Origin of the sequence: Nocardioides sp. OK12, assembly GCF_024341885.1 — a bacterium.
In the GTDB taxonomy this organism is placed as follows: Bacteria; Actinomycetota; Actinomycetes; order Propionibacteriales; family Nocardioidaceae; genus Nocardioides; species Nocardioides marinisabuli.
In genome coordinates this window covers 554,780-581,007 of the sequence record NZ_BNET01000004.1, presented here as the reverse complement: position 1 = coordinate 581,007, position 26,228 = coordinate 554,780, and the positions used below count along the sequence as shown (strand labels likewise).

23 protein-coding genes are annotated in these 26,228 nt (G+C 74.1%); 7 read left to right on the top strand and 16 right to left on the bottom strand.

Annotated elements, in window-relative coordinates:
* Nucleotides 1-314: 314 nt before the first annotated feature.
* The 11 genes from OCU29_RS13220 to OCU29_RS13170 all read right to left on the bottom strand — a co-directional run bounded on the left by OCU29_RS13220 (nt 315) and on the right by OCU29_RS13170 (nt 13,655).
* Nucleotides 315-1,763 carry a polysaccharide biosynthesis C-terminal domain-containing protein gene (locus OCU29_RS13220; protein WP_261820287.1) on the bottom strand — a complete coding sequence of 483 codons (1,449 nt, stop codon included), beginning with the start codon at nt 1,761-1,763 and terminating at the stop codon, nt 315-317.
* On the bottom strand, nt 1,756-3,885 hold the full coding sequence (locus tag OCU29_RS13215) for a glycosyltransferase (protein WP_261820286.1): 2,130 nt from the start codon (nt 3,883-3,885) through the stop codon (nt 1,756-1,758). The genes OCU29_RS13220 and OCU29_RS13215 overlap by 8 nt, the downstream gene beginning before the upstream one ends.
* Complete coding sequence (locus OCU29_RS13210) at nt 3,882-5,411, bottom strand: O-antigen ligase (RefSeq protein WP_261820285.1); 1,530 nt, start codon at nt 5,409-5,411, stop codon at nt 3,882-3,884. The genes OCU29_RS13215 and OCU29_RS13210 overlap by 4 nt, the downstream gene beginning before the upstream one ends.
* Nucleotides 5,408-6,241 carry a polysaccharide deacetylase family protein gene (locus tag OCU29_RS13205; RefSeq protein WP_261820284.1) on the bottom strand — a complete coding sequence of 278 codons (834 nt, stop codon included), beginning with the start codon at nt 6,239-6,241 and terminating at the stop codon, nt 5,408-5,410. Before OCU29_RS13205 ends, OCU29_RS13210 begins: the two co-directional genes overlap by 4 nt.
* Nucleotides 6,234-7,529 (bottom strand): hypothetical protein, encoded by a 1,296-nt coding sequence (locus OCU29_RS13200; protein WP_261820283.1) that lies wholly within the window; start codon nt 7,527-7,529, stop codon nt 6,234-6,236. Before OCU29_RS13200 ends, OCU29_RS13205 begins: the two co-directional genes overlap by 8 nt.
* Nucleotides 7,526-8,653, bottom strand: a complete 1,128-nt coding sequence (locus tag OCU29_RS13195) for a cellulase family glycosylhydrolase (protein WP_179616899.1) — start codon at nt 8,651-8,653, stop codon at nt 7,526-7,528. Before OCU29_RS13195 ends, OCU29_RS13200 begins: the two co-directional genes overlap by 4 nt.
* A 122-nt stretch (nt 8,654-8,775) precedes the next feature.
* Complete coding sequence (locus OCU29_RS13190; RefSeq protein ID WP_261820282.1) at nt 8,776-9,702, bottom strand: SH3 domain-containing protein; 927 nt, start codon at nt 9,700-9,702, stop codon at nt 8,776-8,778.
* A 184-nt stretch (nt 9,703-9,886) separates the two neighbouring features.
* Entirely contained in the window at nt 9,887-11,041 is a 1,155-nt protein-coding gene (gene dusB, locus OCU29_RS13185; RefSeq protein ID WP_179616901.1) for a tRNA dihydrouridine synthase DusB, read from the bottom strand.
* 46 nt (nt 11,042-11,087) lie between these two features.
* Nucleotides 11,088-11,843, bottom strand: coding sequence for a hypothetical protein (locus OCU29_RS13180; RefSeq protein WP_261820281.1), 756 nt, complete (start codon nt 11,841-11,843; stop codon nt 11,088-11,090).
* A 23-nt stretch (nt 11,844-11,866) separates the two neighbouring features.
* The gene (locus OCU29_RS13175) at nt 11,867-13,264 is read right to left on the bottom strand and encodes a glycine--tRNA ligase (RefSeq protein WP_179617569.1); all 1,398 of its coding nucleotides are present in this window, start codon (nt 13,262-13,264) and stop codon (nt 11,867-11,869) included.
* A gap of 70 nt (nt 13,265-13,334) precedes the next feature.
* A complete protein-coding gene (locus OCU29_RS13170) occupies nt 13,335-13,655 on the bottom strand; it encodes an antibiotic biosynthesis monooxygenase (protein ID WP_179616903.1) in 321 nt (106 codons plus the stop codon).
* A gap of 61 nt (nt 13,656-13,716) precedes the next feature.
* Here OCU29_RS13170 and OCU29_RS13165 point away from each other — a divergent pair, with 61 nt between their 5' ends.
* The 6 genes from OCU29_RS13165 to OCU29_RS13140 all read left to right on the top strand — a co-directional run bounded on the left by OCU29_RS13165 (nt 13,717) and on the right by OCU29_RS13140 (nt 19,303).
* A complete protein-coding gene (locus OCU29_RS13165) occupies nt 13,717-14,745 on the top strand; it encodes a metal ABC transporter substrate-binding protein (RefSeq protein ID WP_261820280.1) in 1,029 nt (342 codons plus the stop codon).
* Nucleotides 14,742-15,536, top strand: coding sequence for a metal ABC transporter ATP-binding protein (locus OCU29_RS13160; RefSeq protein WP_261820279.1), 795 nt, complete (start codon nt 14,742-14,744; stop codon nt 15,534-15,536). The genes OCU29_RS13165 and OCU29_RS13160 overlap by 4 nt, the downstream gene beginning before the upstream one ends.
* A complete protein-coding gene (locus OCU29_RS13155) occupies nt 15,533-16,537 on the top strand; it encodes a metal ABC transporter permease (RefSeq protein WP_370463670.1) in 1,005 nt (334 codons plus the stop codon). The genes OCU29_RS13160 and OCU29_RS13155 overlap by 4 nt, the downstream gene beginning before the upstream one ends.
* Nucleotides 16,524-16,961, top strand: a complete 438-nt coding sequence (locus tag OCU29_RS13150; protein WP_179616905.1) for a Fur family transcriptional regulator — start codon at nt 16,524-16,526, stop codon at nt 16,959-16,961. Before OCU29_RS13155 ends, OCU29_RS13150 begins: the two co-directional genes overlap by 14 nt.
* 23 nt (nt 16,962-16,984) lie before the next feature.
* A complete protein-coding gene (locus tag OCU29_RS13145; protein ID WP_261820278.1) occupies nt 16,985-17,500 on the top strand; it encodes a gluconokinase in 516 nt (171 codons plus the stop codon).
* Nucleotides 17,501-17,755: 255 nt separating this feature from the next.
* Nucleotides 17,756-19,303: an HNH endonuclease signature motif containing protein gene (locus tag OCU29_RS13140; protein ID WP_261820277.1), complete on the top strand. Its 1,548-nt coding sequence runs from the start codon at nt 17,756-17,758 to the stop codon at nt 19,301-19,303.
* A gap of 95 nt (nt 19,304-19,398) precedes the next feature.
* On the opposite strand, the gene OCU29_RS13135 is transcribed toward OCU29_RS13140, so the two are convergent.
* From OCU29_RS13135 to OCU29_RS13115, 5 genes are all read right to left on the bottom strand, one after another.
* Nucleotides 19,399-19,545 carry a hypothetical protein gene (locus OCU29_RS13135; RefSeq protein ID WP_261820276.1) on the bottom strand — a complete coding sequence of 49 codons (147 nt, stop codon included), beginning with the start codon at nt 19,543-19,545 and terminating at the stop codon, nt 19,399-19,401.
* A 35-nt stretch (nt 19,546-19,580) separates the two neighbouring features.
* Entirely contained in the window at nt 19,581-20,357 is a 777-nt protein-coding gene (locus tag OCU29_RS13130) for an isoprenyl transferase (protein ID WP_179616908.1), read from the bottom strand.
* Nucleotides 20,354-21,622, bottom strand: coding sequence for a cell wall metabolism sensor histidine kinase WalK (locus OCU29_RS13125; RefSeq protein WP_261820275.1), 1,269 nt, complete (start codon nt 21,620-21,622; stop codon nt 20,354-20,356). Before OCU29_RS13125 ends, OCU29_RS13130 begins: the two co-directional genes overlap by 4 nt.
* A gap of 94 nt (nt 21,623-21,716) precedes the next feature.
* Entirely contained in the window at nt 21,717-22,445 is a 729-nt protein-coding gene (gene recO, locus OCU29_RS13120; protein WP_179616909.1) for a DNA repair protein RecO, read from the bottom strand.
* Nucleotides 22,446-22,480: 35 nt separating this feature from the next.
* Nucleotides 22,481-23,335, bottom strand: coding sequence for an alpha/beta fold hydrolase (locus OCU29_RS13115; RefSeq protein ID WP_261820274.1), 855 nt, complete (start codon nt 23,333-23,335; stop codon nt 22,481-22,483).
* Between the two features lie 101 nt (nt 23,336-23,436).
* Here OCU29_RS13115 and OCU29_RS13110 point away from each other — a divergent pair, with 101 nt between their 5' ends.
* Nucleotides 23,437-26,226: an ATP-binding protein gene (locus OCU29_RS13110; RefSeq protein WP_261820273.1), complete on the top strand. Its 2,790-nt coding sequence runs from the start codon at nt 23,437-23,439 to the stop codon at nt 26,224-26,226.
* Nucleotides 26,227-26,228 lie beyond the last annotated feature (2 nt).

The following is a 26,228-nucleotide window of genomic DNA, read 5'->3' as shown; positions in this document are numbered from 1 at the left end:
TACGGCGAGGTCGGCGCGGTTCTTGCGGGGTCTCGACGACGCGCGTCGCTGGCGCTCCTTGCTGCTCGACCAACGGAGCGTCGTACGGCGGGGAACTGGCGCCGGCTCGGCGCGCTCCTTGCTGCTCGACCAACGGCTCGACGTACGGCGAGGTCGGCGCGGTTCTTGCGGGGTCTCGACGACGCGCGTCGCTGGCGCTCCTTGCTGCTCGACCAACGGAGCGTCGTACGGCGGGGAACTGGCGCCGGCTCGGCGCGCTCCTTGCTGCTCGACCAACGGGGCGACGTACGACATGGACCGTCGCCGGGTCGCGGTCAGGCGACGCGGCGGCGCAGGAGCCCCACGAGCACCTGCTGCTGCTCGGGTGCCAGGCGCCGCACCAGGAGCAGCCAGGCTGCGAGGTAGGCGGCGGCGCCGACGAGCAGCTCGGCCAGCACCGGGAGGTGGATCAGCGCCAGCCCCGCGACCAGCACGAGCGACGCCCCGCTGGCGCTGAGCAGGGGGCGCAGGACGGAGGGCCGCTCCCCCGCGCGCTCCAGGAAGACCAGGACCGCCGCGGCCTGCACCAGGTACGACGCCGTCGTGGACAGCGCGGCACCGGTCGCGCCGAGCACCGGGATGAGGGCGAGGTTGAGGGCGACGTTGAGGACGAGGGCGACGCTGGAGGAGGCGAGCAGGGCGCGGTGGCGGCCCAGCACGTGCAGCAGCGAGTCGGTGAAGCTGGCCACGGCCAGCAGCAGGGCCGCCGGTGCCAGCCAGGCCAGCACCGGCGCGGCGGCGTCGGCGTACGTCGGGCCGAAGAGCAGGTCGATGACGTCGCGGCCCTCCATCACCGACACCGCGACGAAGGGCAGGTAGACGAACCCGCCCACCGCGATCGCCCGTTCGACGCCCAGGCGGCGCGTCGCACTGCTGGCGGTCGAGCTCAGCACCGGCAGCACCGCCGAGTTGATCGCGTAGGTCACGAAGAGCACCGTCTCGAGGATCCGGTAGGCGACCGTGTAGACGGCGACCGCCTCGGCGCCCTCGAGCTGGCCCAGGATGAGCACGTCGACGCGGAAGAGCAGCATCAGCACCAGCCCGCTGACGCCGACCAGCACGGTCTCGTGGACCGCGGCGGCCAGGTCGGCCCGCTCCAGGCCGCGCAGCGGCTGGCGCACGTCGAGGCGCCGCGCGGCCACCACGTGGGCCAGCCAGCCGACCACGGTGCCGGCCAGGAACCCGGCCGCCACGCCCTCGGCACCGGTGCCGGCCCCGAGCGCCCCGAGCACCGCCGCGGCGGTGGCGACCCGCTGCACCACCAGGGACGACGAGACCCCGGCGGAGACCTGGCGGCAGGCGGCCGCGGTGCGGATGGTCTGGCTCCACAGCTCGGGCAGGCCCGCGGCCAGCATCAGCGCCAGCACCGGCCACGAGCCGACCGCCGGCACGCCGGCCAGCAGCAGCCCCGCGACCAGCAGCACCGGGACGGCCAGGCCGGTCTTCCACAGCTGGGTGGCCCGGAACAGCCGGGGCAGCGACTCGGGCACGGCGCTGCCGCGCCGGGTGAGGCCGCTGTCGAAGCCCCAGGCCGCCAGCGACGTCAGGACGAGCATGATCGTGAGCGCGTAGAACACCGCGCCGAAGTCGTCGGCGGACAGCATCCGCGCCGCCCCGACGGTCCAGGCGAGGGTGGCGACCTTGCCGAGCACCTCCGCGACGGCGCGCACCACCGCGTTGCGCGCGGCCCGGTGGGTCGTCGCGCTGATGACCTGCTCAGCCACCGGCTCTCCCCGCCGCACGGGCCGCCAGCCCGCGCAGGCACCCGGCCGCCTTCGCCACGTCCTTGAGCGCGACGACGACCGGCACCATCGCCCAGGTGCCGGGCACCACGTCGACGTCGCGGGCCCGCAGCGCCGGCAGCGCCAGGTAGCCGGCCGCGCCGGCGAGCACGGTCGCACGCGCGCCTCGTCCGCCCGTCGCCAGCACCAGCGGTGCCACGGCGTACGCCGAGGCGCGCACCAGGTCGCGGCTGACCAGCTGCCAGGAGCCGGCGCGGCCACCCCACTCGCCGTACTTGGCGTACATCCGCGCCATGTCGGCCAGGTCGCCGGTCTGTGCCCAGGTGACCCGGGCGTCCAGGGCCAGCGCGCTGCGGCCGCCGGCGGCGAGCACCGCGGCACCGAAGACGGCGTCCTCGGAGCTGCGCAGCCGGGCGTCGAAGCCGCCGGCGGCCTCCCACGCCGGGACGGCGCAGGCCATCGAGCGGCCGTCGAGGCGGCGGGCCGAGAAGCTGCGCCCGGTGACCCGGCCCGCGCAGCGGGTCAGCAGCCCCGGGCGACGGGCCTCGGCGATCGAGGGGAACAGCGCGACCCGGGCGGCGTCGCGCACCGGGTCGCCGCCGTCGACGTCGTAGACCCCGACCACCAGGTCGACGGGGTCGGGCTCGGCGAAGGCCGCCCGCAGCGCGGCCAGCCAGCGCGGCCCCGGCGCGCAGCCGGCGTCGGTGCAGGCCACCCGGGGGTGGCGCGCCTGGGCGAAGCCGGCGTTGCGCGCGACCGACAGGTTGACGCCGGGGCCGTCGAGCAGCCGCAGGCGGGAGTCGCGCGAGACCCACGCGGCGAGCTCGGCCCCGGTCTTGTCGCTGGAGCGGTCGTCGAGCAGCAGGTACTCGTCGTCGGGTCCGAGCTGGTCGAGGACGGCGCCCACGACCTCGTCGACGTGCCCCTCCTCGTCGCGGAAGCAGGTCAGCACCGTCATCGGCGGGCCCACCAGCCCCGCGCCCGGACGCCGCGCGGCCTCGGCGAGCACCTGCACGACCCGTTGGCCGCAGGCCTCGGCGTCGGGGTGCTCGGCCAGCACGGCCCGCCCGGCCCCGCCGCAGCGGTCCCGGACCTCGGGGTCCTGCAGCTCCAGCAGCGCGCCCGCGAGGGCCGCCGGGTCGCTCGGCGGGACCACGCGACCGGCTGTGAGCGCCATCCGCTCGACCTCCGGGTTGCCGGCGGCACCGACGAGCGGCACGCCGGCGCCGAGCGCCTCGAGCGCGACGAGCGAGTAGCCCTCGCGTCCGAAGCGCTCCCCGTCGCTGCGGGTCAGCACGGCGACGGCGTCGAAGGCGGCCAGGTGGCGGCCGGCGTCGGGCACCGGGCCGGTGAGCAGCACCCGGTCGCGCACGCCGAGCCGGTCGGCCAGCGCCTCGAGCCGCGCCCGCTCCCCCGGCTCGGTCGGGTCGTCGGGACCGGCGACCACCAGCCGCCAGGACAGCGCGCCCTCGTGGGCCAGCGCCTCGATGGCGGTGTCGACGCCCTTGTAGCCGACCAGGCGGCCGAGCAGCGCCAGCACCGGCCCGTCACCGGTGTCGACCCCTCGCTCTGCCCAGTACGCCGCCGCCTCGGCGCGGGGCGTCGGTGCGGGCGGGCGGGGCGGCGGGACGATCGTGGCGTCGTTGCGGCCCGTGGCCGCAGCGACCGCGCGCGAGGTGGCCAGCACCGCGTCGCTCATCCGGCCCAGGCGGGGCGCGAGCTCACGGTCCCAGGAGAAGTCGTGCTTGGCCCACACGACCGGCACGCCGACGGTGCGGGCGGCCGGGACCACCGCGGCCGCGGCCTTCACGCCGTTGGCCAGCACCACCTCGGCGTCGCTGCGCCGCAGCCGGCGGCCCAGGTCGAGGTTGCGCAGCGCCAGGTCACGAGCCCGCGGGCCCGTGGGCAGGACCGTCACGCTCACCCCGTCGGCCTCGAGCTCGCTCCGCAGCGGCCCGTCCTCCAGCATCCACACCTCGGCCTGCACGCGTGGGCGGGTGGTGCGCAGCAGGTCCAGCAGCCAGGTCTCCGACCCTCCGAGCAGCCCGGTCGGGGTGACCACCAGCAGCCGCAGCCGGTCCAGTGGCGCGGGCTCAGGTCTCATCGGGCGTCCTCGGTGTCGGGTCGGGTCGTGGTGACCGCCACGGTGCAGGCGGCCACGAGGGTGGCGAGCACGAGCCAGACGGTCGTGAGCACCACGGGGTTGCGCAACGGGTAGTCCAGCATGCCGTGGGCCAGCACCGGCACGAGAGCGGCCGCCAGGACCCCCGGCAGCCAGCGCTCGGGCGCGCCGGCGTCGAGCGTGGCCGTGGCCCGGCGGGCCGCCGCCAGCCCCGCCCCCAGCCCGGCCAGCAGCGCCAGCAGCGCGCCCAGGCCGACGAGCCCGAACTCGACCGCGGTGTTGAGCAGCAGCTGGTGGGCGTGCTCGACCTCGAGGACCGCACCGGCGCGCAGCGCGCCCCCGGCGGCCTCGAGGTAGTAGCCGCCGGGCCCGTGGCCCAGCAGCGGTGCCTCGGCGACCAGGCGCAGGCCCTCGGCCCAGATCAGCGGGCGCTGGTCGTAGGGGTTGCTGGTGGCCTGTCCCACCGAGGCCACCCGGTCGACGACCTGGCCCAGCGGCCCGACCCCGAGCAGACCCAGCACGGCCACGCCCGCGAGCAGGCCGCCCCCGACGCGCAGCAGGCGGCGCCGCGTCGCGGGCACGAGGACGCCCAGGGCGACCACGCCGACGACGGCGCCGAACCAGGCGCCGCGCGACAACGAGACCCCGAGCGCGGCGAGCAGCAGCACCGAGGCGACCAGGGCGAGCGCCCGCAGCCGACGCGCGGAGGCCGGTCCCGGGGAGACGCTCAGCGCCGTCCCGACGGCCAGCACGAGCAGCACCGCGCTGAAGAGGCCGAGCTCGTTGGGCTGGGAGAAGACGCCCACCGCGCGCCCGGTGACCACGCTCCCGCCGTAGTAGCTCTCGGTCGGCCCGGAGGCCAGCAGCGCCCACACCGACGAGGCGGCCCCCGCCGCGAGCAGGCCCGCCACCACGCTCGACAGGCGCCGGGTGGTCCGCACGGCCGTCAGGACCGCCACCACCAGCAGCACCAGCAGCACCAGCTGGACGTCGAGGCGGAAGGCCAGGTCGCTGTCGCGGGCCCTGGGCGTGGCCAGCACGGCGACCACGACGAACAGGCCGAGCGGCACCGCCACCGGCCACGGCGGGAGCCGCCAGTCGAGCCGGGTGGCGGCCGGCACCAGCACGGCCGCGACGACCAGCGCGGTCACCAGCTGCACGAGGTCGACCGGCCCGGCCGCGACGTGGCCCAGGGGCAGCGTGAGCGCGGCGAGCGGCACCACGAGGTCGTTGCGCCGCCAGGCCAGGGCCCCCAGCACGGGGACGACCACGAGTGCCACCGGCGCCCACGCACCGACGACGAGGCCGGCACCGGCCAGCACCAGGCCGAGCGCTGCGCCGGCCAGGGCGAGCAGCACCAGCCCGAGGCCCGCCCGCACCCGGGTGCGGAGACGGCTGGGCCGTCCCGGGCCGGTCGGCGTACGCCGGCGGGGGCGGCTGGAGCGGCGGGGCACGTCGCCCCAGGCCCGCGACCGGGGGCGGGGCGGGGCGACCGACGAGGGGCTCACCGGTCGTCCTGCCGCCCGCCCAGGGTGGTCAGCGCCGCCCGCACACCGCGCCGCACGAAGGGGGCCCGGTCGAGCGCCGACCACCACTGGCGGTACCCGGGCAGCTGGACCTTGAGCCGGAACGAGGCCAGGGAGTCGGTGGCGTTGACGTCGACCCGGCTCACCGCGTGGCGACCGGCGTCGTCGAAGACCGAGAAGCCCACCTCGAAGCCCTCCCGGGCCACCGCCTCGCGGGCGGCGGCGTCGTGGGCGCCGAAGGGGTAGGCGAACGAGCGCAGCTGGTCACCGACCAGCTCCCCGAGCCGCCCGTGCGCCGCCCGCACCTGGTGGTCGAGCGCCGTGGCGCCCACCCCGCGCAGGTCGACGTGGTCGGCGCCGTGCACGCCCAGCTCGACCACCGGCAGGGAGTGCAGGTGGCGCAGCTCGTCGGCGTCGAGCAGCGGCTCCTCCCCCGGCCGGGCCAACCAGGTCGCCGTGCGTCCGGCCAGGTCGGAGGGCACGTAGAGCAGCGCGGGCACACCGAGGCGCTCCAGCACCGGCACCGCCAGGTGCAGCACCGAGGTGAAGCCGTCGTCGATGGTCACCACGAACGAGCGCCGGGGTCTCCCGACGGGGTCCGCGAGCGCGGCCAGGTAGGCGTCGAGGTCGAGGGCGACCCAGCCCTGGTCGAGCATCCAGCGCAGCTGCTGCTCGAAGCGTCCGACCTCCACGAACAGGTTCTCGGGGTCGTCAGGGCGGCGCCGCGTGCAGAACCCGTGGTACATCAGCACCACGGGTGGTCGGCCACGCACCGCCGGGCGCATCCGGCCGGCGGGACCCGGCTCAGTCACCACGCGCCGTCTCGTGGAGCCCGGGGGCCTCGGCCTCGGCGCGGGAGGCGTGGTTGAGGACCACGCCGCGCACCGGGACGCCGAGGCGGTCGAGCCGGGCGGCCGTGCGCTCGACCAGCGCGGCGGGCGTGCCGGCCCGGACGACCACCAGCGCCGAGGCGGTGTGGGCGGCGACCAGCTCGCTGACCTCGCCGCCGCCCAGCGGGGCGCTGTCGCAGAGCACGGCGTCGTAGCGGTCCGAGGCCCGCTTCAGCAGGTCGGGCAGGCGCCGGTCGACGAGGTCGTCGACGCCGAGCATCGGCTCGGTGGTCAGCACCGCGACCCCGCCCTCGTCGTGCACGACCTCCTCGAGCGGGCCGCTCTCGGTCAGCGCGTCGTGCAGGGCGAAGCGGCGCGGGGTGCCCATCGTGACGCTCAGACCGGCGTGCTCGAGGTCGAGGTCGAGCACCAGGGCCGACTCGCCGCGGTCGACCAGGGTGCGCGCCAGCAGGAAGCCCGCGGTGCTGGCGCCGGCTCCCGGGGTGGCGCCGACGACGAGGACCGGCCCGGTCGGCACGCCCGCGGCCGAGGCCAGGAAGCCCGAGCGCAGGGAGCGCGCGGAGGCGAGGATCTCGCTGTCGGGGGCCACGGCCCGGCGGGGCCAGGACGAGGTGAAGGGGGGCAGGCTGCCCAGCACCGGGCCACCCGCGGCCCGGGCCGCGTCGCCCCCGGTGCGCACCCGGGGCCGCACGGCCTCGAGCGCGTAGGCGACCACGAGGCCGGCGAGCAGCGCGGCCAGCACGAGCAGCGCCTGCAGGGTCCGGGTGCCCGAGAGCAGCCCCGGCGACTCGACGCGGGCCCCGGCCAGGACCGCGGCGTCGGCCAGCGGGTCCTCCTCGCCGATGGTCACGGTGCGCTCGGCGACGGTGCGTGCCGCCAGCAGCGCCTCGGTGCGCGAGGGCAGCGTCGCGCGCACGCTGAGGTTCCCGGACTCCTGCGAGGCCGTGACCTCGACCGCGGAGTCGAGCGCCTGGAGGTCGATGCCGGTCTCGGCCGCCACCTCGGTGAGCACCTCCGGGGAGGTCAGGGCGACCGAGTACCGGCCCAGCGCGAGCTGGACCGCGTCGGTGCTGAGCACCGCCGCTGACTCGGGGGCGACCCCGACGACCGCGACCGCGGTCGTCTCGTCGGGCCGGTTCTCGACGGCCAGCACCCCGACCAGGGCGGCGGGCACCAGGACGGCCAGCACCACCGCGGCGCGGAAGCGCAGCGCCCGGGCCAGCACGGGCAGGAACGGCAGGCGGCTCATCGTGTCATCCCGTAGAGGTCGCGGAAGGTCCGCCAGACCGGCCGCGGTCGGCGGTCCTCGTCCAGCATGGCGTAGCCCTCCTGGTGCAGGTCGGTGCTCTCGTCGTTGACGGCGTCCTTGTACCAGAAGGCCACCCCGACGTAGGGGAAGTCCTCGGCCAGCAGGATCAGCGCCTCGGCGGCGTAGCGGGCCTGGGTGGCCTCGTCGACGCCGCGGCGCCAGGGCTCGGTGTCGGGCTCGTTCTCGTGGACGCTCCAGCCGAACTCGGTGATCCAGATCGGCAGCCGGTCACCGTTCTCGATCATCGTGTCGCGCACCTCGTCGAGGTTGCGCAGGTTCCACACCTCGCCGTCGTCGACCACGCTCGGCGGGGAGTCGGCGGGGGCCTGGTAGGAGTGCACCGACATGACGTCGTAGCAGCCACCCACCCCGGCGTCGTAGGCCCGCTGCAGCCAGTCGTCGTCGTTGTACATCAACCCGCCGAAGACGACCCGGGCGTCGGGGTCGGCGCGCTTCACCACGGGGTAGGAGGCACAGAGCAGATCGGTGTAGGTCTCGGGGTCGGTGCCGTGGTAGAAGACCTCGAGGTTCGGCTCGTTCCAGATCTCGTAGGCGTCGACGACGTCGCCCCAGCGCTGGGCCACCCGCCCGAGCGCGGTCGCGTAGTCGGCCGGGTCGTCGGGGCTGGTGTACTGCGCGGTGAACGCGTCGCTCTCCGAGGACGCCCACGACGGGGTCAGCCAGAACATGACCAGGACCTTGAGGTCGCGCTCGCGCAGCTGGTCCATCACCTCGTCGACCAGCGGACGGCCCCAGCTGGTGTCGAACACACCGGGCTGGGGCTCGAGCATCGCCCAGCCGATGTCCAGGCGCACCCAGCGCGCACCCGAGGCCTCGATGCGGTCGAGCACCTCGGCCCGCTCGTCGGCGTCGTAGTGGGTCCAGGTGCCGTGGAACTGCAGGCCCAGGGACGGGAGCTCGGAGGGGTCCGGCGGGTTCTCCAGGCGGGCGGCGGCGGTCGACGCGTCCGCGGCACCCAGCTGCGACGTCGTCGGGTCCAGGGCCTCGGGGGCCCCGGCACCCTGCTCGGCGCGCAGCAGCACGAGGCTCGTCAGAGCCACCACGGTCGAGACCGTGGCGGCTACGAGCACAGCAAGACGGCCCCCCATGGCCATCAGGCTACCCGCTGGTCCGGATCACGAAACACCCGTGCACTCGTGCCCCCGGTGGAGCGGGCCGTGCACGCTCAGTACGTCGTGACGTGCACGTGGTCGTAGTGGTTGGCCGTCGTCGACCCGCGGTCGGACATGCCCCGCCAGCCCTCGCCGGAGCGCTCCACCGACCAGATGCTCTGGGAGTAGATGGCGTACGAGACGCCCAGGCTGCCGGCGTTGGCGCGCACGAACTCCGCGACCTCCCAGCCGCGCGCGCCGCTGACCATGATGTCGACCGCGATGCCCTGGGCGTGCTCGCCGTCCCCACGGAAGGTGCCGTAGGTGGTGATCTCGGGGAACGCCGCGCAGACGGCGCTGTGCACCTTGACGATGTTGGGGCTCACGCCCGAGGGCACCGAGGTGCCGTTGCTGCAGGTGGCGTCGGCCTCCGGGGCGGAGGAGGTGGCCTCCTCCGTCTCCTCGACCGGCTTCTCGTCGCTCAGGTAGCCCGCGGAGACCCAGCGCGAGGCGCCCTTGACGACGACCTCGTCGCGGCCGTAGAGCGAGCGGCCGGTGACCAGGACCTTCTGCTCGGCGTCGAGCAGGCCCAGCTTCTTCGCCTTGCCGGCCGGGGAGGCCCACAGGTTCAGCTCGGTGGTGGTCCACAGCTTGGTGTCGGCGCCGGCCACGGCGTCCTTGACCGCCTGGGTGGCCATCATCTTCTCGAGCGCCGACTTCTTCTCCAGCCGCACTCCCTGGCGCACCGGCGCGGTGGCCAGCGAGCGGTCGGAGGTGCGCGAGACGACGGAGCCGCGCTCGGCCAGCTCGGCGGCGGAGATGCCCGCGCTCAGCTGGGTGACCGAGGCCGCGACGGGCACCTCGGTGGCGACGGGCTCGGAGGAGGCGATGCCGACACCGACCGCGGAGGCGGTCGCGAGGACGGCGAGGGTCCCAGCCACGATGGTGGCGCGAGGACGGGGGCGGGCATTGGCGTCCCGCTTGTGGCGAAGGTCTGCCACAGCGCTGATCCTTTGCTGTTGATGACACAGGAGTCGCCGGTCCGCAGGTGGCGGATCGGCGAAGTACCCACTGAAACACACGGCATCAGCCGATCGGGCATCATCACGGGCAAAATCGCGCGTGTGCTCCCTCACCCGAGGTGATGCACGTCACAGTCGGCCCGTTCCGGGCTCGACCGGTCGCTCACCCGCCGGTGGTCTCCAGCGCGTCCTCGGCGGTGCCCAGCCCGCGCCCGTCGGCGTCGTCGAGCCAGCCCTCCGGCAGCGCGACCCGGGCCCGCGGCGAGCCCTGCCGGCCGCGGGGGGCGCCGAGCGCGGCGGTCGGGAAGGCCTCGTCGGGGTCGAGGTCGGCGAGCAGCGCGTCGAGGTCGGCGAGGGTGGAGACCAGGCCGAGCGAGCGGCGCGCGTCGCCGCCGGCGGCGAAGCCCTTGAGGTACCACGACACGTGCTTGCGGAACTCCTTGCAGCCCCGCTCCTCGCCCATGTGCCGGCACAGCAGCTCGGCGTGGCGGCGCATCATGTCGCGCACCTCGCCCAGCGTGGGCAGGGTGGCGACCTCCTCGCCGGCGAAGGCGGCCGCGAGGTCGCGGAAGAGCCAGGGGCGGCCGAGGCAGCCGCGGCCGACCACGACACCGGCGGCGCCGGTCTGCTCGACCATGCGCACCGCGTCGGCGGCCTCCCAGATGTCACCGTTGCCGAGCACCGGGATGTCGACGTGGGCGACCAGCTCGCCGATGGCGTCCCAGTCGGCCCGGCCCGAGTAGGCCTGCGAGACGGTGCGCCCGTGCAGCGCGATCGCCGCGCACCCCGACTCCTGGGCGATCCGCCCGGCGTCGAGGTAGGTCAGGTGGTCGTCGTCGATGCCCTTGCGGGTCTTCATCGTCACCGGCACGCCGTGCCGGGCGGCCGCGCCGACCGCCGCCTCGAGGATCTCGGCCAGCAGGCCGCGCTTCCAGGGCAGCGCCCCACCGCCGCCCTTGCGGGTCACCTTCGGCACCGGGCACCCGAAGTTGAGGTCGATGTGGTCGACGCCGTGCTCGGTGCACAGGATCTCGGCCGCGCGACCGACGTGCAGCGGGTCGCTGCCGTAGAGCTGCACCGAGCGGGTCGTCTCGGCCTCGTCGAAGACGAGCATGTCGAGGGTGTGCTTGTCGCCCTCGACCAGCCCGCGGCTGGTGATCATCTCGCAGACGTAGAGCCCGGCCCCCTGCTCGGCGCACAGCCGGCGGTACGCCGCGTTGGTGATGCCGGCCATCGGCGCCAGCACCACCGGGGTCGCGACCTCCAGGTCGCCCAGGCGCAGGCCGGGCGCGACGGCGGTCGGGGTGGAGGCGGGCACGGCGTCATTCTCGCGGCGCGCCCGCCCCGACCCAAATCTCGCGGCGTCAGTCCTGGTCGTTCTTGCTGTTCTTGTTCTTCTTCTTGGCGGCCTTCTTCTGCGCCGCGGTCTTCTCGCCGATCTTGAGGACCTCGCCGGTCCAGGTGATCGGGTTGAACTCCTGGGCCGGCCGGAAGCTGATCGCCTCCAGGTCACCCTTCGAGGGCGCCAGGAAGACCAGGCAGGTGGTGGTCTTCCTGCCGGGCCCGAACTTCTTGGGCAGCGCCTTCGACGGGCACGGCTTGAAGGTGCTGACGAAGGTCGACGACTCCACCAGCGTGTTCTCGCCGTCGACCAGGTAGAGCGGCACCCGCTTGCCACCGAGGTCGTCCTCGCCGACGTTCTCGACCTTGGCGCGCACGAAGTAGGGCTGCGCCTTCTTGACGGTCTTGTCGAGCTTCCAGCCCTGGAAGGACTCCTTGAAGGAGGTCTTGCGCAGGTCGGTGACGGTGAGGTCGAGGACCCCGACGTCCTTCTGGTTGGGCTGGTAGGCCACGGTCGCGGTGTCGCCGACCTCGAGGGCACTGCCCTGCTCGGTCAGCTCGACCCCGTCGGGCACCGGCAGGTACGGCGTCTCCTCGGCGTCGGCCGTGGGGTCGATGGTGGTGTCCTCGCCCGGCTCGGTGGACGTCGCGGAGGCTCCCTCGCCGGCCTCCCCCGCGTCGTCGCCGGAGCAGGCTCCCAGCGCACCGACGGACAGGACCAGGGCGGCCAGGGGCGCGACGAGACGGGTCGCGCGCCGGCGCGGGCGGGGGCTCAGCATCGTTCCATTGTGCACGGGGCCCATCAGGCGCCGAGGAACTTCTCGGCGAAGTACGCCGAGATCCGGTCCAAACCGATCCGCTCCTGGGCCATGGTGTCGCGCTCGCGCACGGTGACGGCGTGGTCGTCGAGGGTGTCGAAGTCGACGGTGACGCAGAACGGGGTGCCGATCTCGTCCTGGCGGCGGTAGCGCTTGCCGATCGCGCCGGCGTCGTCGAAGTCGACGTACCAGTTGCGGCGCAGCTCGGTGGCCAGGTCGCGGGCCTTGGGCGAGAGGTCGGCGTTGCGGCTCAGCGGCAGCACCGCCACCTTGACCGGGGCCAGGCGCGGGTCGAGGCGCAGCACGGTGCGCTTGTCGACGCCACCCTTGGTGTTGGGTGCCTCGTCCTCGGAGTAGGCGTCGACCAGGAAGGTCATCAGCGAGCGAGACAGGCCCGCCGCGGGCTCGATGACGTACGGCGTGTAGCGCTCGCCGGCGGCCTGGTCGTAGTACGACAGGTCCTTGCCCGAGTGCTTGGCGTGCGTCGAGAGGTCGAAGTCGGTGCGGTTGGCGATGCCCTCGAGCTCGCCCCACTCCGAGCCGGCGAAGCGGAAGCGGTACTCGATGTCGACGGTGCGCTTGGAGTAGTGCGACAGCTTCTCCTGCGCGTGCTCGTAGTGGCGCAGGTTGTCGGGGTCGATGCCCAGGTCGACGTACCACTTGGTGCGCTCGTCGATCCAGTGCTGGTGCCACTCCTCGTCCTCGCCCGGCTTGACGAAGAACTCCATCTCCATCTGCTCGAACTCGCGGGTGCGGAAGATGAAGTTGCCGGGCGTGATCTCGTTGCGGAACGACTTGCCGATCTGGGCGATGCCGAAGGGCGGCTTCATCCGCTGGCTGGTCACCACGTTGGCGAAGTTGAGGAAGATGCCCTGCGCGGTCTCGGGGCGCAGGTAGTGCAGGCCCGACTCGTCGTCGTGGACGCCGAGGTAGGTCTTGAGCAGGCCGGAGAACTGGCGCGGCTCGGTCCAGGCGCCGCGGGTGCCGCAGTTGGGGCAGGCGAGGTCCTCGAAGGTGACCGTGTCGGGGTCGTCGATGCCCTTCTTCTCGGCGACGGCCTCCTGGAGGTGGTCGGCGCGGAAGCGCTTGTGGCACGACTGGCACTCGGTCAGCGGGTCGCTGAAGGTGTCGACGTGGCCGCTGGCCTCCCAGGTGCGCGTCGGCAGGATCACGCTGGAGTCGAGGCCCACGACGTCGTCGCGCATCTGCACCATGGACTTCCACCACTGGCGCTTGATGTTGTCCTTGAGCTCCACGCCGAGCGGGCCGTAGTCCCACGCCGAGCGGGTGCCGCCGTAGATCTCGCCGCAGGGGTAGACGAAGCCCCGGCGCTTGGCGAGGGAGACGACGCTGTCGACGACGGAGGGAGGCGGCTTGGCCACGGAGGGGCTCACTTTCGCGTGCAGGCGCACCGGCTGGCTGCCGGCGGGCGGGAGGACGTGCGGGAAGCGCTCAGCCTAACGACCGGGCAGCCGCCACGTTGAGGTCGGTCCCGGGCTCGACGACCTCGTAGGCACTGGCCTCGTCGATCGCCCGCGCGAGCAGGCGCACGGCGCCCATCTTGACGTCGTACGACGACAGGGCGCGGCGGTAGGCGCCGACGTGCTCCCAGCGCGTGGTCAGCACCCACAGCGTGGGCTCGTCGAGGTTGCGGCCGACGGTGCCGGCGACGAAGCCGGGGCGCGCCGCGAGCACCGCGTGGGCGGCCTCGAGGTCGGCACGGAACGCCTCCGCCTCGTCCTCGGGGACGCGGAACCTGTTGACGACGAGCACGGCGCCGACCCTACGCCTCCTTGAATTGACAACGATTCTCAACACTCTGAGAATGGTTCTCATGACTTCACGCCGCGCCCTCGTCCCTGCCGTCGCCGCGATCGCCCTGGGCCTCAGCGGGTGCGGTGCGCTGACCTCGGACGACTCGAGCAGCGCGAGCGGCTCAGGCGACTCGGCCGGCTCCAGCACCGTCGCGACCGGCCTCTACCCGCTGCAGTACGTCGCCCAGCGCGTGGCCGGCGACGCCTTCGAGGTCGAGAACCTCACCCAGCCCGGCGGCGAGCCGCACGACCTCGAGCTCGGCGTGGGCCAGACCGCCGCCCTCTCCGACGCCGCCCTGCTGGTCTACGTCGACTCGCTGCAGCCGGCCGTCGACGAGGCCGCCGAGGAGGTCGGCGGACCCGAGCTGCTCGACGCCGCCGAGGTCGTGGACCTGGCCCCGTTCGAGGACGAGCACGACGAGCACTCCGACGAGGAGCACTCGGCGGAGGAGCACTCCGACGAGGAACACGGCGAGGACGAGCACTCCGAGGACGAACACGCCGAGGAGGACCACAGCGACCACGACCACGGCGAGCTCGACCCCCACTTCTGGCACGACCCGGCGCGCATGGCCGCCCTCGGCGACGCGGTCGCCGAGCGGCTCTCCGAGATCGACCCCGACCGGGCCGAGGACTTCGAGGAGCGCGCAGCCGACCTGCGCAGCGACCTCGAGGCCCTCGACGAGGAGTTCGTCTCCGGGCTGGCCGACTGCGAGATCACCACGGTGATGACCAACCACGACGCGTTCGGCTACCTCGAGGGCTACGGCCTGGAGCTGGCCTCCATCAACGGCATCTCCCCCGACGCCGAGCCGAGCCCCGCCGCCCTGGCCGCGCTGCAGGACCTCATCGACGAGACCGGCATCACCACCGTCTTCTCCGAGACCCTCGTCAGCCCCCAGGCCGCCGAGGTGCTGGCCTCCGACGCCGGCGTCGACACCGCGGTGCTCGACACCATCGAGGGCCTGACCGACGAGACGGCCGACGAGGACTACCTTTCCCTCATGCGCTCCAACCTGGCCGCCCTGCAGGAGGCGAACCGCTGTTGAGCCTCGACACGGACCCGGTGGTCGAGCTGCGCGACGGCGCCGTGGTGCTCGGCGGGCGCCCCGTCGTGCGCCAGGTCGACCTCACGGTCCGCGCCGGCGAGTTCGTGACCCTGCTGGGCCCCAACGGCTCCGGCAAGTCGACGCTGGTGCGCGCCCTGACCGGCCTGCGCCCGCTGGAGCGCGGCTCGCTCAGGCTCTTCGGCATCCCGATGACCTCCTTCCGCGACTGGCACCGGCTCGGCTACGTGCCGCAGCGGGCGAGCGCCGCCAGCGGCGTACCGGTCTCGGTGCGCGAGGTCGTGGCCTCGGGGCGGCTCACCCGTCGCCGGGTGCTGTCGCTGCCCAGCCGGGCCGACCGCGCGGCGGTCGCCGAGGCGCTCGAGGTCGTCGGTCTCGCCGACCGCGCCAAGGACAGCGTCGCCACGCTGTCGGGCGGTCAGCAGCAGCGGGTCCTCATCGCGCGGGCGCTGGCCGGCGGGCCCGACCTGTTCTTCCTCGACGAGCCGACCGCCGGCGTGGACCTGCCCAACCAGGAGGCCCTGGCCCACGCGCTGGCCACCCTGTCGCGCTCGGGCAGCACCATCGTCCTGGTGACTCACGAGCTCGGGCCGCTGGCGCCGCTGGTCGACCGCACCGTCGTGCTGCGCGACGGGCGCCTGGTCTACGACGGCCCGCCGCTGGACCTCAACGACGCGCACGGCCACCACCACCCCCACGACCTCGACGCGGGTCGCCACGACCACCACCCCGACGTGGTGGCCCCCTGGGACCGGGAGGACCACCGGCTGTGATCGACCTCCTCGCCTACGACTTCATGCAGCGGGCGCTGCTCGCGGCGCTCGTCACCGGCCTGGCTGCGCCGGTGATCGGCACCTACCTGGTGCAGCGCCGGCTCGCGCTGCTCGGTGACGGCCTCGGCCACGTGGCCGTGACGGGCGTCGCCCTGGGCCTGCTCACCGGCGTCGCCCCCACCTGGACCGCCGTGGTCGTCGCGATCCTCGGCGGCGTGGCGATCGAGACCATCCGCGACCGCGGCCACACCAGCGGCGACCTGGCCCTGGCCCTGCTCTTCTACGGCGGCCTGGCGGGCGGCGTGATGATCACGGGCCTGGCGGGCCAGACCGGCGCCACGCTCCAGCAGTACCTCTTCGGGTCGATCACCTCGATCTCCCTGACCGACATCTGGTTCACGCTGGCGCTGGCCGTGGTGATCCTGGCGCTGGGCCTGGGCCTGATGCCGCAGCTGTTCACCGTGGCCCAGGACCAGGACTTCGCGCGGGTGGCCGGGCTCAACGTGCGGGCCTACAACCTGCTGGTCGCCGTGCTGGCCGCGGTCACGGTCACCGTCGCGATGCGCACCGTCGGGCTGCTGCTGGTCTCGGCCCTGATGATCGTGCCGGTCGCGACGTCGCAGCAGCTGGCGCGCTCCTTCCGGGCGACCGTCCTGGGGGCGGTGGTGGTCGGCGCCGGCGCGGGCGTCGGCGGCCTGCTGGTGTCGGCGTACCTCTCCCAGTCCTACGACCTCACGGTGCCGCCCGGCTCGGCGATCGTCCTGCTGGCCCTGGCGTGCTTCGTGGCCACCTGGCCGCTGGGGGCGCTGCTGCGCCGGCGCCAGCGTCGCCACGTACCGTTCCCCGACGACGTGCCCGAGGACCACGAGGTCACCGGGCACCACGACCACGAGCACGGCCCGGACTGCGGTCACCTGGCGATCCCCCACGGCGACCACGTCGACTACGTCCACGACGGCCACCGGCACGCACCCCACGGGAAGCACTATGACGAGCACTGACCGCACCGGCGCCGGCTCCGGCTCCGGCGGCCCCGCGACCTCCGGCCTGCGGCCCACGCGCCAGCGCCTGGCCGTGGCCGAGGCGATGGCCAGCTTCGACGACTTCCGCTCCGCCCAGGAGATCCACGACCTGCTGGGCAGACGGGGCGAGACCGTCGGCCTGGCCACCGTCTACCGCACCCTGCAGCGCCTCGCCGACGGTGGCGAGATCGACCGGCTGCTCACCGAGGGCGGGGAGGCCATCTACCGCGCCTGCTCCACGACCCACCACCACCACCTCGTCTGCCGCTCCTGCGGGCGCACCGTCGAGGTCGAGGGGCCCGCGGTCGAGAGCTGGACCCGCTCCATCGCCGCCGAGCACGGCTACGACGAGGTCAGCCACACGCTCGAGATCTTCGGCACCTGCCCGGCCTGCCGCGGCTGAGCCCACCCGCCTCGCCTAGGGTCGTGCCCGTGCAGATCGTGGTGATGGGTGTCTCGGCCACCGGCAAGTCGAGCGTCGCCGAGCGCGTCGCCTCCGAGCTGGGGTGGGACCTCGTCGAGGGCGACGACCTCCACCCGCGCGCCAACGTCGCCAAGATGGAGGCGGGCGACCCGCTGACCGACGACGACCGCTGGCCCTGGCTGACCCGGGTCGGCGAGGCGATGGCCGCCGCCGAGGACGCCGGGCGCAGCAGCGTCGTGACCTGCTCGGCACTCAAGCGCGCCTACCGCGACCGCCTGCGCGAGCACGTCGCCGACGTCCGCTTCCTGCACCTGCACGCCCCCGTCGACGTGCTCGAGGACCGGATGAGCAGGCGCACCCGCCACTTCATGCCCGTCTCCCTGCTGGCCTCCCAGGTCGCCACCCTCGAACCGCTCGCCGACGACGAGGCCGGCCAGGTCGTCGACGTCACCCCTCCCCTCGACGACGTGGTCGCCGCCGCCGTCGCCGCGGTCAGGGCCATGCCCCGCCCGCACTGACGCCCGGCACCGTCGCCGGTCGAGACCCGCCATCATCGAGACGGCGCCACTTCCCCCGACGTACGTCGCCTCCGTTGGTCGAGCAGCAAGGAGCGCCAGCGACGCGCGTCGTCGAGACCCCGCGACCACCGAACCGGCATCTCCCCACCGCAGGTCGTGGGGGTGCGCCCAGAACTCCCATCACTGCCTTCAAGCCACTCTCCACAGAAGCCACATCACCCTTGACTCGAACACATGTTCGACTAGAATGGGGGCATGACCACCCAGGAGCTCGAGCGCTGCGACACCGCTGACGCGGTCCTCGCCTACGCCCGCTCCCAGCGTGCGGCCCGCGACGCCGCCGAGGTCGCGATGTACGAGGCCACCTGCACCTGGGCCGCCATGCACTCCACCCGTGACGAGGCCAAGGCCGCGGTCCTGCCCGGCACCGACATGCTCATCACCCTCGCCGGGCCCGGCGCACCCAAGGTCTCCGAGTTCGCGGTCATCGAGTACGGCACCGCTCTCGGGATGTCCGCCGACGCAGCCATCCGCTACGTCGCCCACGTCGTCGAGACCCGCTACCGACTCCCCCGCCTCCACACCGCGGTGGTCGCCGGCCGGGTGCCGGTCTGGCGCGCCCGCCGCATCGCCGAGGCCACCCTCGGCCTCCCCCTCGAGGCCGCCGCCTGGGTCGACCACCACCTCGCCGGCGTCGCCGCCACCTGCTCCTACACCGTCCTCGGACGCCTCGTCGAAGAAGCCCTGTGCCGCTTCGACCCCGAGACCGCAGAAGACAAACGAGCCATCGCCGCCGAGGACCGCAAGCTCGACATCCACCTCGACACCGCCACCACCGGCGGGCAGTGCATCGAGGGCACCGTCGACATCACCGGCTGCCTCGACCTGGCCGACGCCCTCGACCTCGACAACGCCGTCACCCGCGAAGCCCGCAACCTCGCCCTCGCCGGCTCCGACCAACCCCTCGACGTACGCCGCAGCATGGCCCTCGGCATCCTCGCCCGTGCCCAGACCTCCCTCGACCTCAGCGGCAACGACACCGACGACGAGGCCGACGACGAGGCCGGCGAGCCCGCGCCGCGGGTGCCGGCACGCCAGGTCGTCCTCAACGTCCATCTCACCGACACCGCCCTGGCCAGCATCGACCCCACCACCCTCAGGTCGAACGACCTCTCCGCCGGGATGCACCTCGCACGGGTCGAGGAGACCCGCAGCTTCGTCGGCGTCGACCAGGTCTGCGAGTGGCTCCGCGTCCCCGACACCCACGTCACCTACCGCACCATCACCGGCAGCGGGTCGGACCCCGAGGCCTACGAACACCCCTTCCGCCAGGTGCACCGCCCGGCACGTCAGCACATCACCGCCGACGACATCCGCGGCTTCGCCAGCAACCCCGACCTCCGCCCCCACCCCCGCCGCCCGATCGACCTTGCCGAAGAACTCACCAGCGACGGCTACACCCCCAGCGAACGGCTCGCCGAGCAGACCCGGCTCCGCCACCCACGCTGCGTCTTCCCGCACTGCACCCGCCGCGCCCGACGCCGCACCCCCGACGAGACCCACGCCGACCTCGACCACATCGAGACCTACGACCCCGGTGGTCCACCCGGCCAAACCACATCGGCCAACCTCGCGACCCTGTGCAGACGCCACCACCGCGCCAAGACCCACACCCCCTGGACCTACCGACCCGCCCCCACCGGGTTCCTCTGGACCAGCCCGCACCGCTACCAGTACCTCGTCGAACCCACCGGCACCACCGACCTCGGCCAAGCACCCAGACCACCCACCCGGCCCGTGTAAACCAGCCGACTCGCCACACCCCCGCCGCAGCACCACCGCGACGGGGGCACCGGCACGTCCGCCTGCCAGCGACGGGTCCCGGTGTCCGGACTACCTCAGTGGTCCCGGTCGCGCACCCGCTGGATGACCTGCGAGGTGGAGAGGTCCAGGACGCGCCGGACCTGGACGAGCCTCCCGGCGGACACCGCGGGCCCGTAGACCGACTCGGCCACCTCCGGCGCCAGGTCGTTGCCGTAGACCACGATGGAGATGCGGTGGCGGTCCGGACAGCGCCGACCTAGGCGTTGGGCAGCGCGCCGCCGTAGCGCCGGTCGCGGGAGGCGTAGGTCTCGATGGCCGACCACAGGGTGCGGCGGTCGACGTCGGGCCACAGGACGTCGGTGAAGACCATCTCGGCGTACGCCGCCTGCCAGAGCATGAAGTTGGAGAGCCGCTGCTCGCCCGAGGTGCGCCAGATCATGTCGGCGTCGCCGAGGTCGGGCAGGTAGAGGTGGCGCGCCACCGTCTTCTCGGTGATCTTCTCGGGGTCGAGGCGGCCGGCGGCGACCTCGCGCCCGATGGCTCGCGCCGCGTCGGCGAGCTCGGCGCGGCCGCCGTAGTTGACGCACATGGTGAGGGTCAGCACGTCGTTGTCGCGGGTCATCTCCTCGGCCGCGCGCAGCTCCTTGACCACCGAGCGCCACAGCCGCGGCGTCCGACCGGCCCACCGCACCCGCACGCCCAGCTCGTGCATCTCGTCGCGCCGGCGACGGATGACGTCGCGGTTGAAGCCCATCAGGAAGCGCACCTCGTCGGGTGATCGCGACCAGTTCTCGGTGGAGAAGGCGTACGCCGAGACCGCCTTGACCCCGATCTCGATGGCGCCCTCGACGACGTCGAAGAGCGAGCTCTCCCCCATCTCGTGGCCCTTGGTGCGGGCCAGTCCGCGCTGCTTGGCCCAACGGCCGTTGCCGTCCATGACGATGGCGACGTGCCCCGGCACGAGCTCGCGCGGCAGGGCGGGCGGGGTGGCGCCCGAGGGGTGCGGGGTGGGCGGTCGTACGGCTCGCTTCACGCCCCGGAGCCTACGGCGCCGCCCCCGGTGGGCAGCAGCACCCGCGCCAGGGTGCCGCCGCCCGGCGCCTCGTCGAGCTCGATGCGGCCGCCGTGCGCGACCACGATGTCGCGGGTGATCGCCAGACCGAGCCCGACGCCGGGCACCACCTGCTCCCGCGACGCGCGGGTGCGGAAGAAGCGCCCGAAGACCTGGTCGCGCTCCGAGACGTCGATGCCGGGCCCCGAGTCGACCACCCGCAGCTCGACCTCGTCGACGCGGGCCTCGAGCACCACCTCGACGCGGCCCCCGCACGGCGTGTGCTTCAGCGCGTTCGAGAGCAGGTTGTCGACCACCTGCCGCAGCCGCTGGCCGTCGACGTGCGCGTGGGCCTCGGCGGGCACGCGCGCCTCGAGCAGGACCTCGCACCCGGCCGCCGCCGGCTGCGCCGCCTCGGTCTGCTCGCGCACCAGCACCGCCACGTCGCAGGCCCCGCGCTGCAACGAGGTGGGGCTGGCGTCGGCCACGGCCGTCGAGAGCAGGTCGCCGACGAGGCGGTCGAGGCGCCCGGCGTTGCGGTCGGCGACGGCGAGGTGCCGCACCGCCTCGTCGGGCAGGTCGTCGCGCTCGAGCAGCACCGCCAGGTAGCCCACGATCGAGGTCAACGGGGTGCGCAGCTCGTGCGAGACCGCCGCGACGAACTCGTCCTTGACCGCCAGGGCGTCCATGAAGTCGGTGACGTCCTTGTAGGCCATCGCGGAGCCGGTCTGGCGGCCCTGCTGGTCGCGGATCGAGCGGGCCGAGACCGACAGCGCCCGCCGCTCGGCCCCCGCGCCGACCCAGATCCGGATGTCGTCGAACTCCTCGCCCCGCTCCGCCCTGCGGGTGGGCATCTCGTCGTGCGCGACCGGCGTCGTGGCATCGGCGTGCCAGACCAGCCCCAGCTGCCCCGCAGCGCCGTCGTGGCCCTCGGGGAACGCCAGCCGCATGAAGTCCTCGTGGCGCTTGTTGTGCCCGACGTACCGACCCTCGCCGTCGAGCAGGAGGAGCCCCACGTCGACGGTCTCGAGGATCGCCTCGGCCGTGCGTCGCTGGTGCTCGATGGTCTCCATCGCCCTCTCCAGCTCCCGACCACGCCGCTCCGCCTCGTCGCGCTCCGCCTCGGCCAGCCCCGCCCCCAGCGCACGACGGCGCCCGCTGCGGTGCGCCAGCCAGGCAGCGGGCAGCACCAGCATGACCGCGGCACCCAGGGGCACGCTGCGGGTCGGCCGGGGGTCCCTGCTCATCGGCGTGCGGCTCCTCTCGACGCCCACCACCCTGGCAGCCCGGTGGCGTGCGCGGGCTTTCAACCGCGGACCGGCCGCCCGCGGGAAAGCTCGCTCAGCGCTCCACGTAGGCCAGCGAGCGCAGGCCACGCTCGACGTGCCAGGCGAGGTACGCCGCGACCAGGCCGCTGGCCTCCTTGCGGGTGCGCTGGTCGGCCAGCGCGACCACCGGCCAGTCGCCGGCGAGCAGCGCCCCGAGCAGCTCGACGGTCGCGGCCGCGGGGCCCGCGGAGCCGGGCAGCCGGCAGGTGCTGCAGAGCATCCCGCCCATCGAGGGGTTGAACCAGCGGTGCGGGCCCTCGACGCCGCAGCGTGCGCAGTGGTCGAAGGAGGGCGCGTAGCCGGCCACCGACAGCGAGCGCAGCAGGTAGGAGTCGAGCACCTGGCTCGGCCCCTTGTCGCCGGCCATCATCGCCCGCAGCCCGCCGACCAGCAGCAGGAAGTGCTGGGTCGCCGGCTCCTTCTCCTCGGTCACCAGGCGCTCGGCCGTCTCGAGCATCACGGTACCCGCGGTGTAGCGCTCGTAGTCGGCACCGAGGCCGCTGGCGAACGGGGTGAGAGTCTCGGCCTGCGTGATGGTGTCGAGGTTGCGGCCGTCGGCGAGCTGGAGGTCGACGTGGGTGAAGGGCTCCAGGCGCGAGCCGAAGCGCGAGGTCGTGCGTCGTACGCCGCGGGCGACCGCGCGCACGCGCCCGTGCTGACGGGTCAGCAGGGTGATGATGCGGTCGGCCTCGCCCAGCTTGTGGGTGCGCAGCACGACCGCCTCGTCGCGGTAGAGAGGCACTCCCCCATTGTGCCCGCCGGCCGGGAGGATCCTCCTCAGGCGCGGCGGGAGCGCCGCTTGGGCGAGCGCCAGGCCGCCTGGCAGAAGTCCCCGGCGACCCGGTCGAGGCGCTCCGGCGAGACCCGCCACTCGAGGATCGAGCGGGCCTGGACGAACTCGGCCCCCGGGATCTCCCCGGCCAGCAGCGCCGCGTCGGCGGCCGGGTGCACCGGGTCGCGCGGGTGGCCGACCACCAGGGTCGGGGCGGTGATGGCGCGCCGCTCGGCGGCCGAGGGCGCGATCCGTCCGAAGAAGAGGCCGTGGACCACGGCCGCCACCGCGTCGGCGCGCTGGTCGAGGGTGTCGAGGCCGATCCCGGCCCAGAAGGGCACCACGCCCCGGGGCACCGGCCGGGTCAGCCGGCGCAGCGTGTTGATGGTGAACGGCGCGAAGCGCGCGGCCATCAGCAGTGGCGAGAACGTCAGGATGCCCGCCTCCAGGGCGTTGTCTAGCACCGGCATCTCCAGCAGCAGCCCGCGCACCCGCTCGGGCGCCGTGGCGGCCACCTCGAGCGACACGTTGGCGCCCAGGGAGGTGCCGCCCACGACGGCCTGGGCGGCCCCGAGGTGGTCGAGCAGCGCCACCACCTGGCCGCCGAAGGCGGCCACGGAGTAGGCCTGCGGGTCGGCGGGCCGGTCGGAGCGGCCGTGGCCGAGCAGGTCGAGCGTGACGACGTGGAACCCCTCGGCGGCCAGGCTGCGCGCCAGCGGCTGGTGCATGCGCCGCGGCATCAGCTGCCCGTGCAGCAGCACCACCCACGAGTCGCCGCCGCCGTACTCGGTGTACTCGAGGCGGTCGCGCGCCCCGTCGGCGTCGAGGAAGAACTGACCGATGTGCTCGGAGACCAGCATGGCGCCCAACCTAGGGCAAAGACTGGGCTCCTCAGCGCTTGTCCACCGCCGCGCCCGCGGGTTCTCGGGACCGGACGGCCCGCACAGGTGATGATGTCGCCATGCCGACGACGAGCCGCGAGCACCTCAGCGGCCGGTGGACCGTCCTCCTCCTGGTCGCGGTGTACGCCGTCGGGCTGGGCTCGGTGGTGCTGCGCCCCGCCGACAACCCGGTGGCGGTCTGGTGGCCGGCGGCCGGCCTGTCGGTGGCGCTGGTCGCGCTGACCCGCCCGGGCCGGCGCGAGCTGGCCCTGGTCGCGGCCGCGCTGGTGGTCGTGACCGGTCTGTCGAACCTCACCGGCGGCCGGCCCTGGGAGGTGGCGGCCTTCTTCGGGTTCGCGAACACCGCGGAGGCCCTGGTGGCCGGGCTGGTGCTGCGCGCCGGCCCCACGCCCGGGGTGCCCCGGCTGGCCGACCTGCGCGACCTGCTCCGCCTGGTGGTCGGCACCGTGCTGGGCGCCGGCACCATCGCGCTGCTGCTGCTCGCGGCAGCCGGTCCCCTCGGCCTGGGCGTGCCCACCGCGGTCTCCCGGACCGTCTTCACCTCGCACGCGGCGGCGGTGCTGCTGATCGTGCCCGCGGTGCTGCTCCCGGGTCGCGGGCTGCGCGCGCAGGCAGCGCCCCGGGGCCTCTCGACCGTCGGGGCCGAGCTGATGGTGCAGGTGGTCGTCACCGGTCTCGCCACCGCCGCGGTCTTCGCCAGCGACGACGTCCTGTCGCTGACCTTCGTCCCCCTCGTCCCCCTGGTGTGGGCGGCCCTGCGGCTCGGTCCCCGGGTGACCGCGGTCGAGCTCGTGGTCTTCGCCACCACCGTCACCGTGCTGACCCAGCAGGGCACCGGCCCGTTCGCCCGCGACGCGCTGGGCCAGGTCGCGGCCGCCGGCATCGCCCAGGCCTACCTGGCCTGCACGGTGCTGCTGACCCTGCCGCTGGCGGTGCTGCTGCACGAGCGCAACCGGCTGTTCGACTCGGTGCAGTCGGAGCGCCAGCTCTTCCGCGCCAGCTTCACGGACTCGCTGGTCGGCCAGCTGCTGCTGCGCCAGGGCCGCGACGGGCTGCGGGTGGCCGAGGCCAACCAGACCGCCGCGGCCCTCCTCGACCGCTCCGCCGACGACCTGACCGGCCTCGAGTTCAGCGAGGTGGTCGACGTCGACGGCGCCGGAGGCCTGGCGGCCCGGCTCGCCGCCTCCGGCTCGGGCTGGCGCGGCCAGGGCGGTGTCGTCGGGCGCCCCGACGCGCGGGTCACGATCGCCGTCAGCCCGATCTCCGCCGGCGAGGACGAGCCGGTCTGGTCGGTGCAGCTGCTCGACGTGACCGCCGAGCAGCGCGCCCACCGTCGCCTCGAGGAGGCCGAGAAGCTCACCAGCGCCACCCTCGACACCACCGCCTGCATCATCCTGGTCACCGACCTCGACGCCCGGATCGTGCGGATCAACGCCGCGACCACCCAGATGACCGGCTACACCGAGAGCGACCTCGTGGGCCGCCGCCTCTGGGAGACCACGCTGGCCCCCGACAGCGGCCAGGACCTGGAGTCGTTGTTCCTGTGGCCCAACCGCTCGGGCTCACCGGTGGTCCGCGAGCACGACGCGGTGACCCTCGACGGCGAGCGGCGCCGGATCCTGTGGAGCAACAACATGGTCCGCGACCCCGAGGGCATGCCGGCGTACGCCGTGCTGACCGGGGTCGACGTGACCACCGAGCGCGCCAGCGCCGGGCTGGTGACGCACCTGATGCAGGCGTCGGTCTCGACCGCCATCGTCGGCCTCGACGCCCGCGGGCGCATCAGCGTGGTGAACTCCGGCGCCGAGCACCTGCTGCGGCGCGAGTCGGTCGACCTGGTCGGGCTGCCCTTCGCGATGCTGCTCGACCCCGAGCAGACCCGGACCCGTCTCGGCTCGACCGACCACGACACGGTCTTCGCGGCGCTCAGCGCCTCGCTCGGCCAGGAGGAGCAGCCCAGCCGCGACTGGTGGTGGGTCGACGGCGAGGGCGAGCGGCGCGTGGTCTCGATGACGCTGTCGGCGACCGGCAGCGAGGTCAGCCCCCAGATCGGCTTCCTGTGCGTGGGCCGCGACGTCACCGACCAGCGTCGCGCGCAGGACCTCGTCGTGGCCGCGCTCGAGAAGGAGCGCACGGCCGTCGAGCGGCTCCAGGCCATCGACGAGGCCAAGAACGAGTTCGTCTCCACCGTCTCCCACGAGCTGCGGACCCCGGTGACCAGCATCGTCGGCTACACCGAGCTGCTGCAGGACGGCACCCTGGTCGCCCCCGACACCGCGCAGGTGCCGCTGCTCGACAGCATCGCGCGCAACGGCCAGCGCCTGATCGTGCTGTGCAACGACCTGCTGCTGCTCTCGGGGCTCGACTCGGGCGACATCAGCTGGCAGGCCGAGGACGTCGACCTCGACGCGATGCTCGCCGAGGTGCAGCGCGCCACCGACGCCCTCCTCGTCGGCCGCGAGCTCGACGTCTCGTGGGAGCGTCCCTCGCGCCCGGTCGTGGCGGTCGGCGACGGCTCCCAGCTCGAGCGGGTGCTGCTCAACCTGGTCGGCAACGCGGTGAAGTTCACCGAGGACGGCGGCGTGGTGCGGGTGCGCCTGGAGACGACGCCCGCCGAGGCGCTGCTGGTCGTCAGCGACACCGGCATCGGCATCCCCGTCGAGGAGCAGGACGGCCTCTTCGAGCGCTTCTTCCGCTCCTCCACCGCCCAGGAGAAGGCGATCCAGGGCACCGGGCTGGGGCTGTCGATCGTCTCCTCGGTGGTGCAGGCGCACGGCGGCTCCATCGCCGTGCGCTCCGCCCACCTCGAGGGCAGCACCTTCACCGTGCGGCTGCCGCTGAAGGCCTGAGC

What these genes read in the sequence shown, in the direction of transcription:
- OCU29_RS13180 (WP_261820281.1), bottom strand. Translation starts at nt 11,843, where the DNA reads ATGCTGAGCCCCCGCCCGCGCCGGCGCGCGACCCGTCTCGTCGCGCCC.
- OCU29_RS13125 (WP_261820275.1), bottom strand. Translation starts at nt 21,622, where the DNA reads ATGAGCAGGGACCCCCGGCCGACCCGCAGCGTGCCCCTGGGTGCCGCG.
- OCU29_RS13165 (WP_261820280.1), top strand. Translation starts at nt 13,717, where the DNA reads ATGACTTCACGCCGCGCCCTCGTCCCTGCCGTCGCCGCGATCGCCCTG.
- OCU29_RS13215 (WP_261820286.1), bottom strand. Translation starts at nt 3,885, where the DNA reads ATGAGACCTGAGCCCGCGCCACTGGACCGGCTGCGGCTGCTGGTGGTC.
- OCU29_RS13150 (WP_179616905.1), top strand. Translation starts at nt 16,524, where the DNA reads ATGACGAGCACTGACCGCACCGGCGCCGGCTCCGGCTCCGGCGGCCCC.
- OCU29_RS13115 (WP_261820274.1), bottom strand. Translation starts at nt 23,335, where the DNA reads ATGCTGGTCTCCGAGCACATCGGTCAGTTCTTCCTCGACGCCGACGGG.
- OCU29_RS13200 (WP_261820283.1), bottom strand. Translation starts at nt 7,529, where the DNA reads ATGAGCCGCCTGCCGTTCCTGCCCGTGCTGGCCCGGGCGCTGCGCTTC.
- OCU29_RS13110 (WP_261820273.1), top strand. Translation starts at nt 23,437, where the DNA reads ATGCCGACGACGAGCCGCGAGCACCTCAGCGGCCGGTGGACCGTCCTC.
- OCU29_RS13140 (WP_261820277.1), top strand. Translation starts at nt 17,756, where the DNA reads ATGACCACCCAGGAGCTCGAGCGCTGCGACACCGCTGACGCGGTCCTC.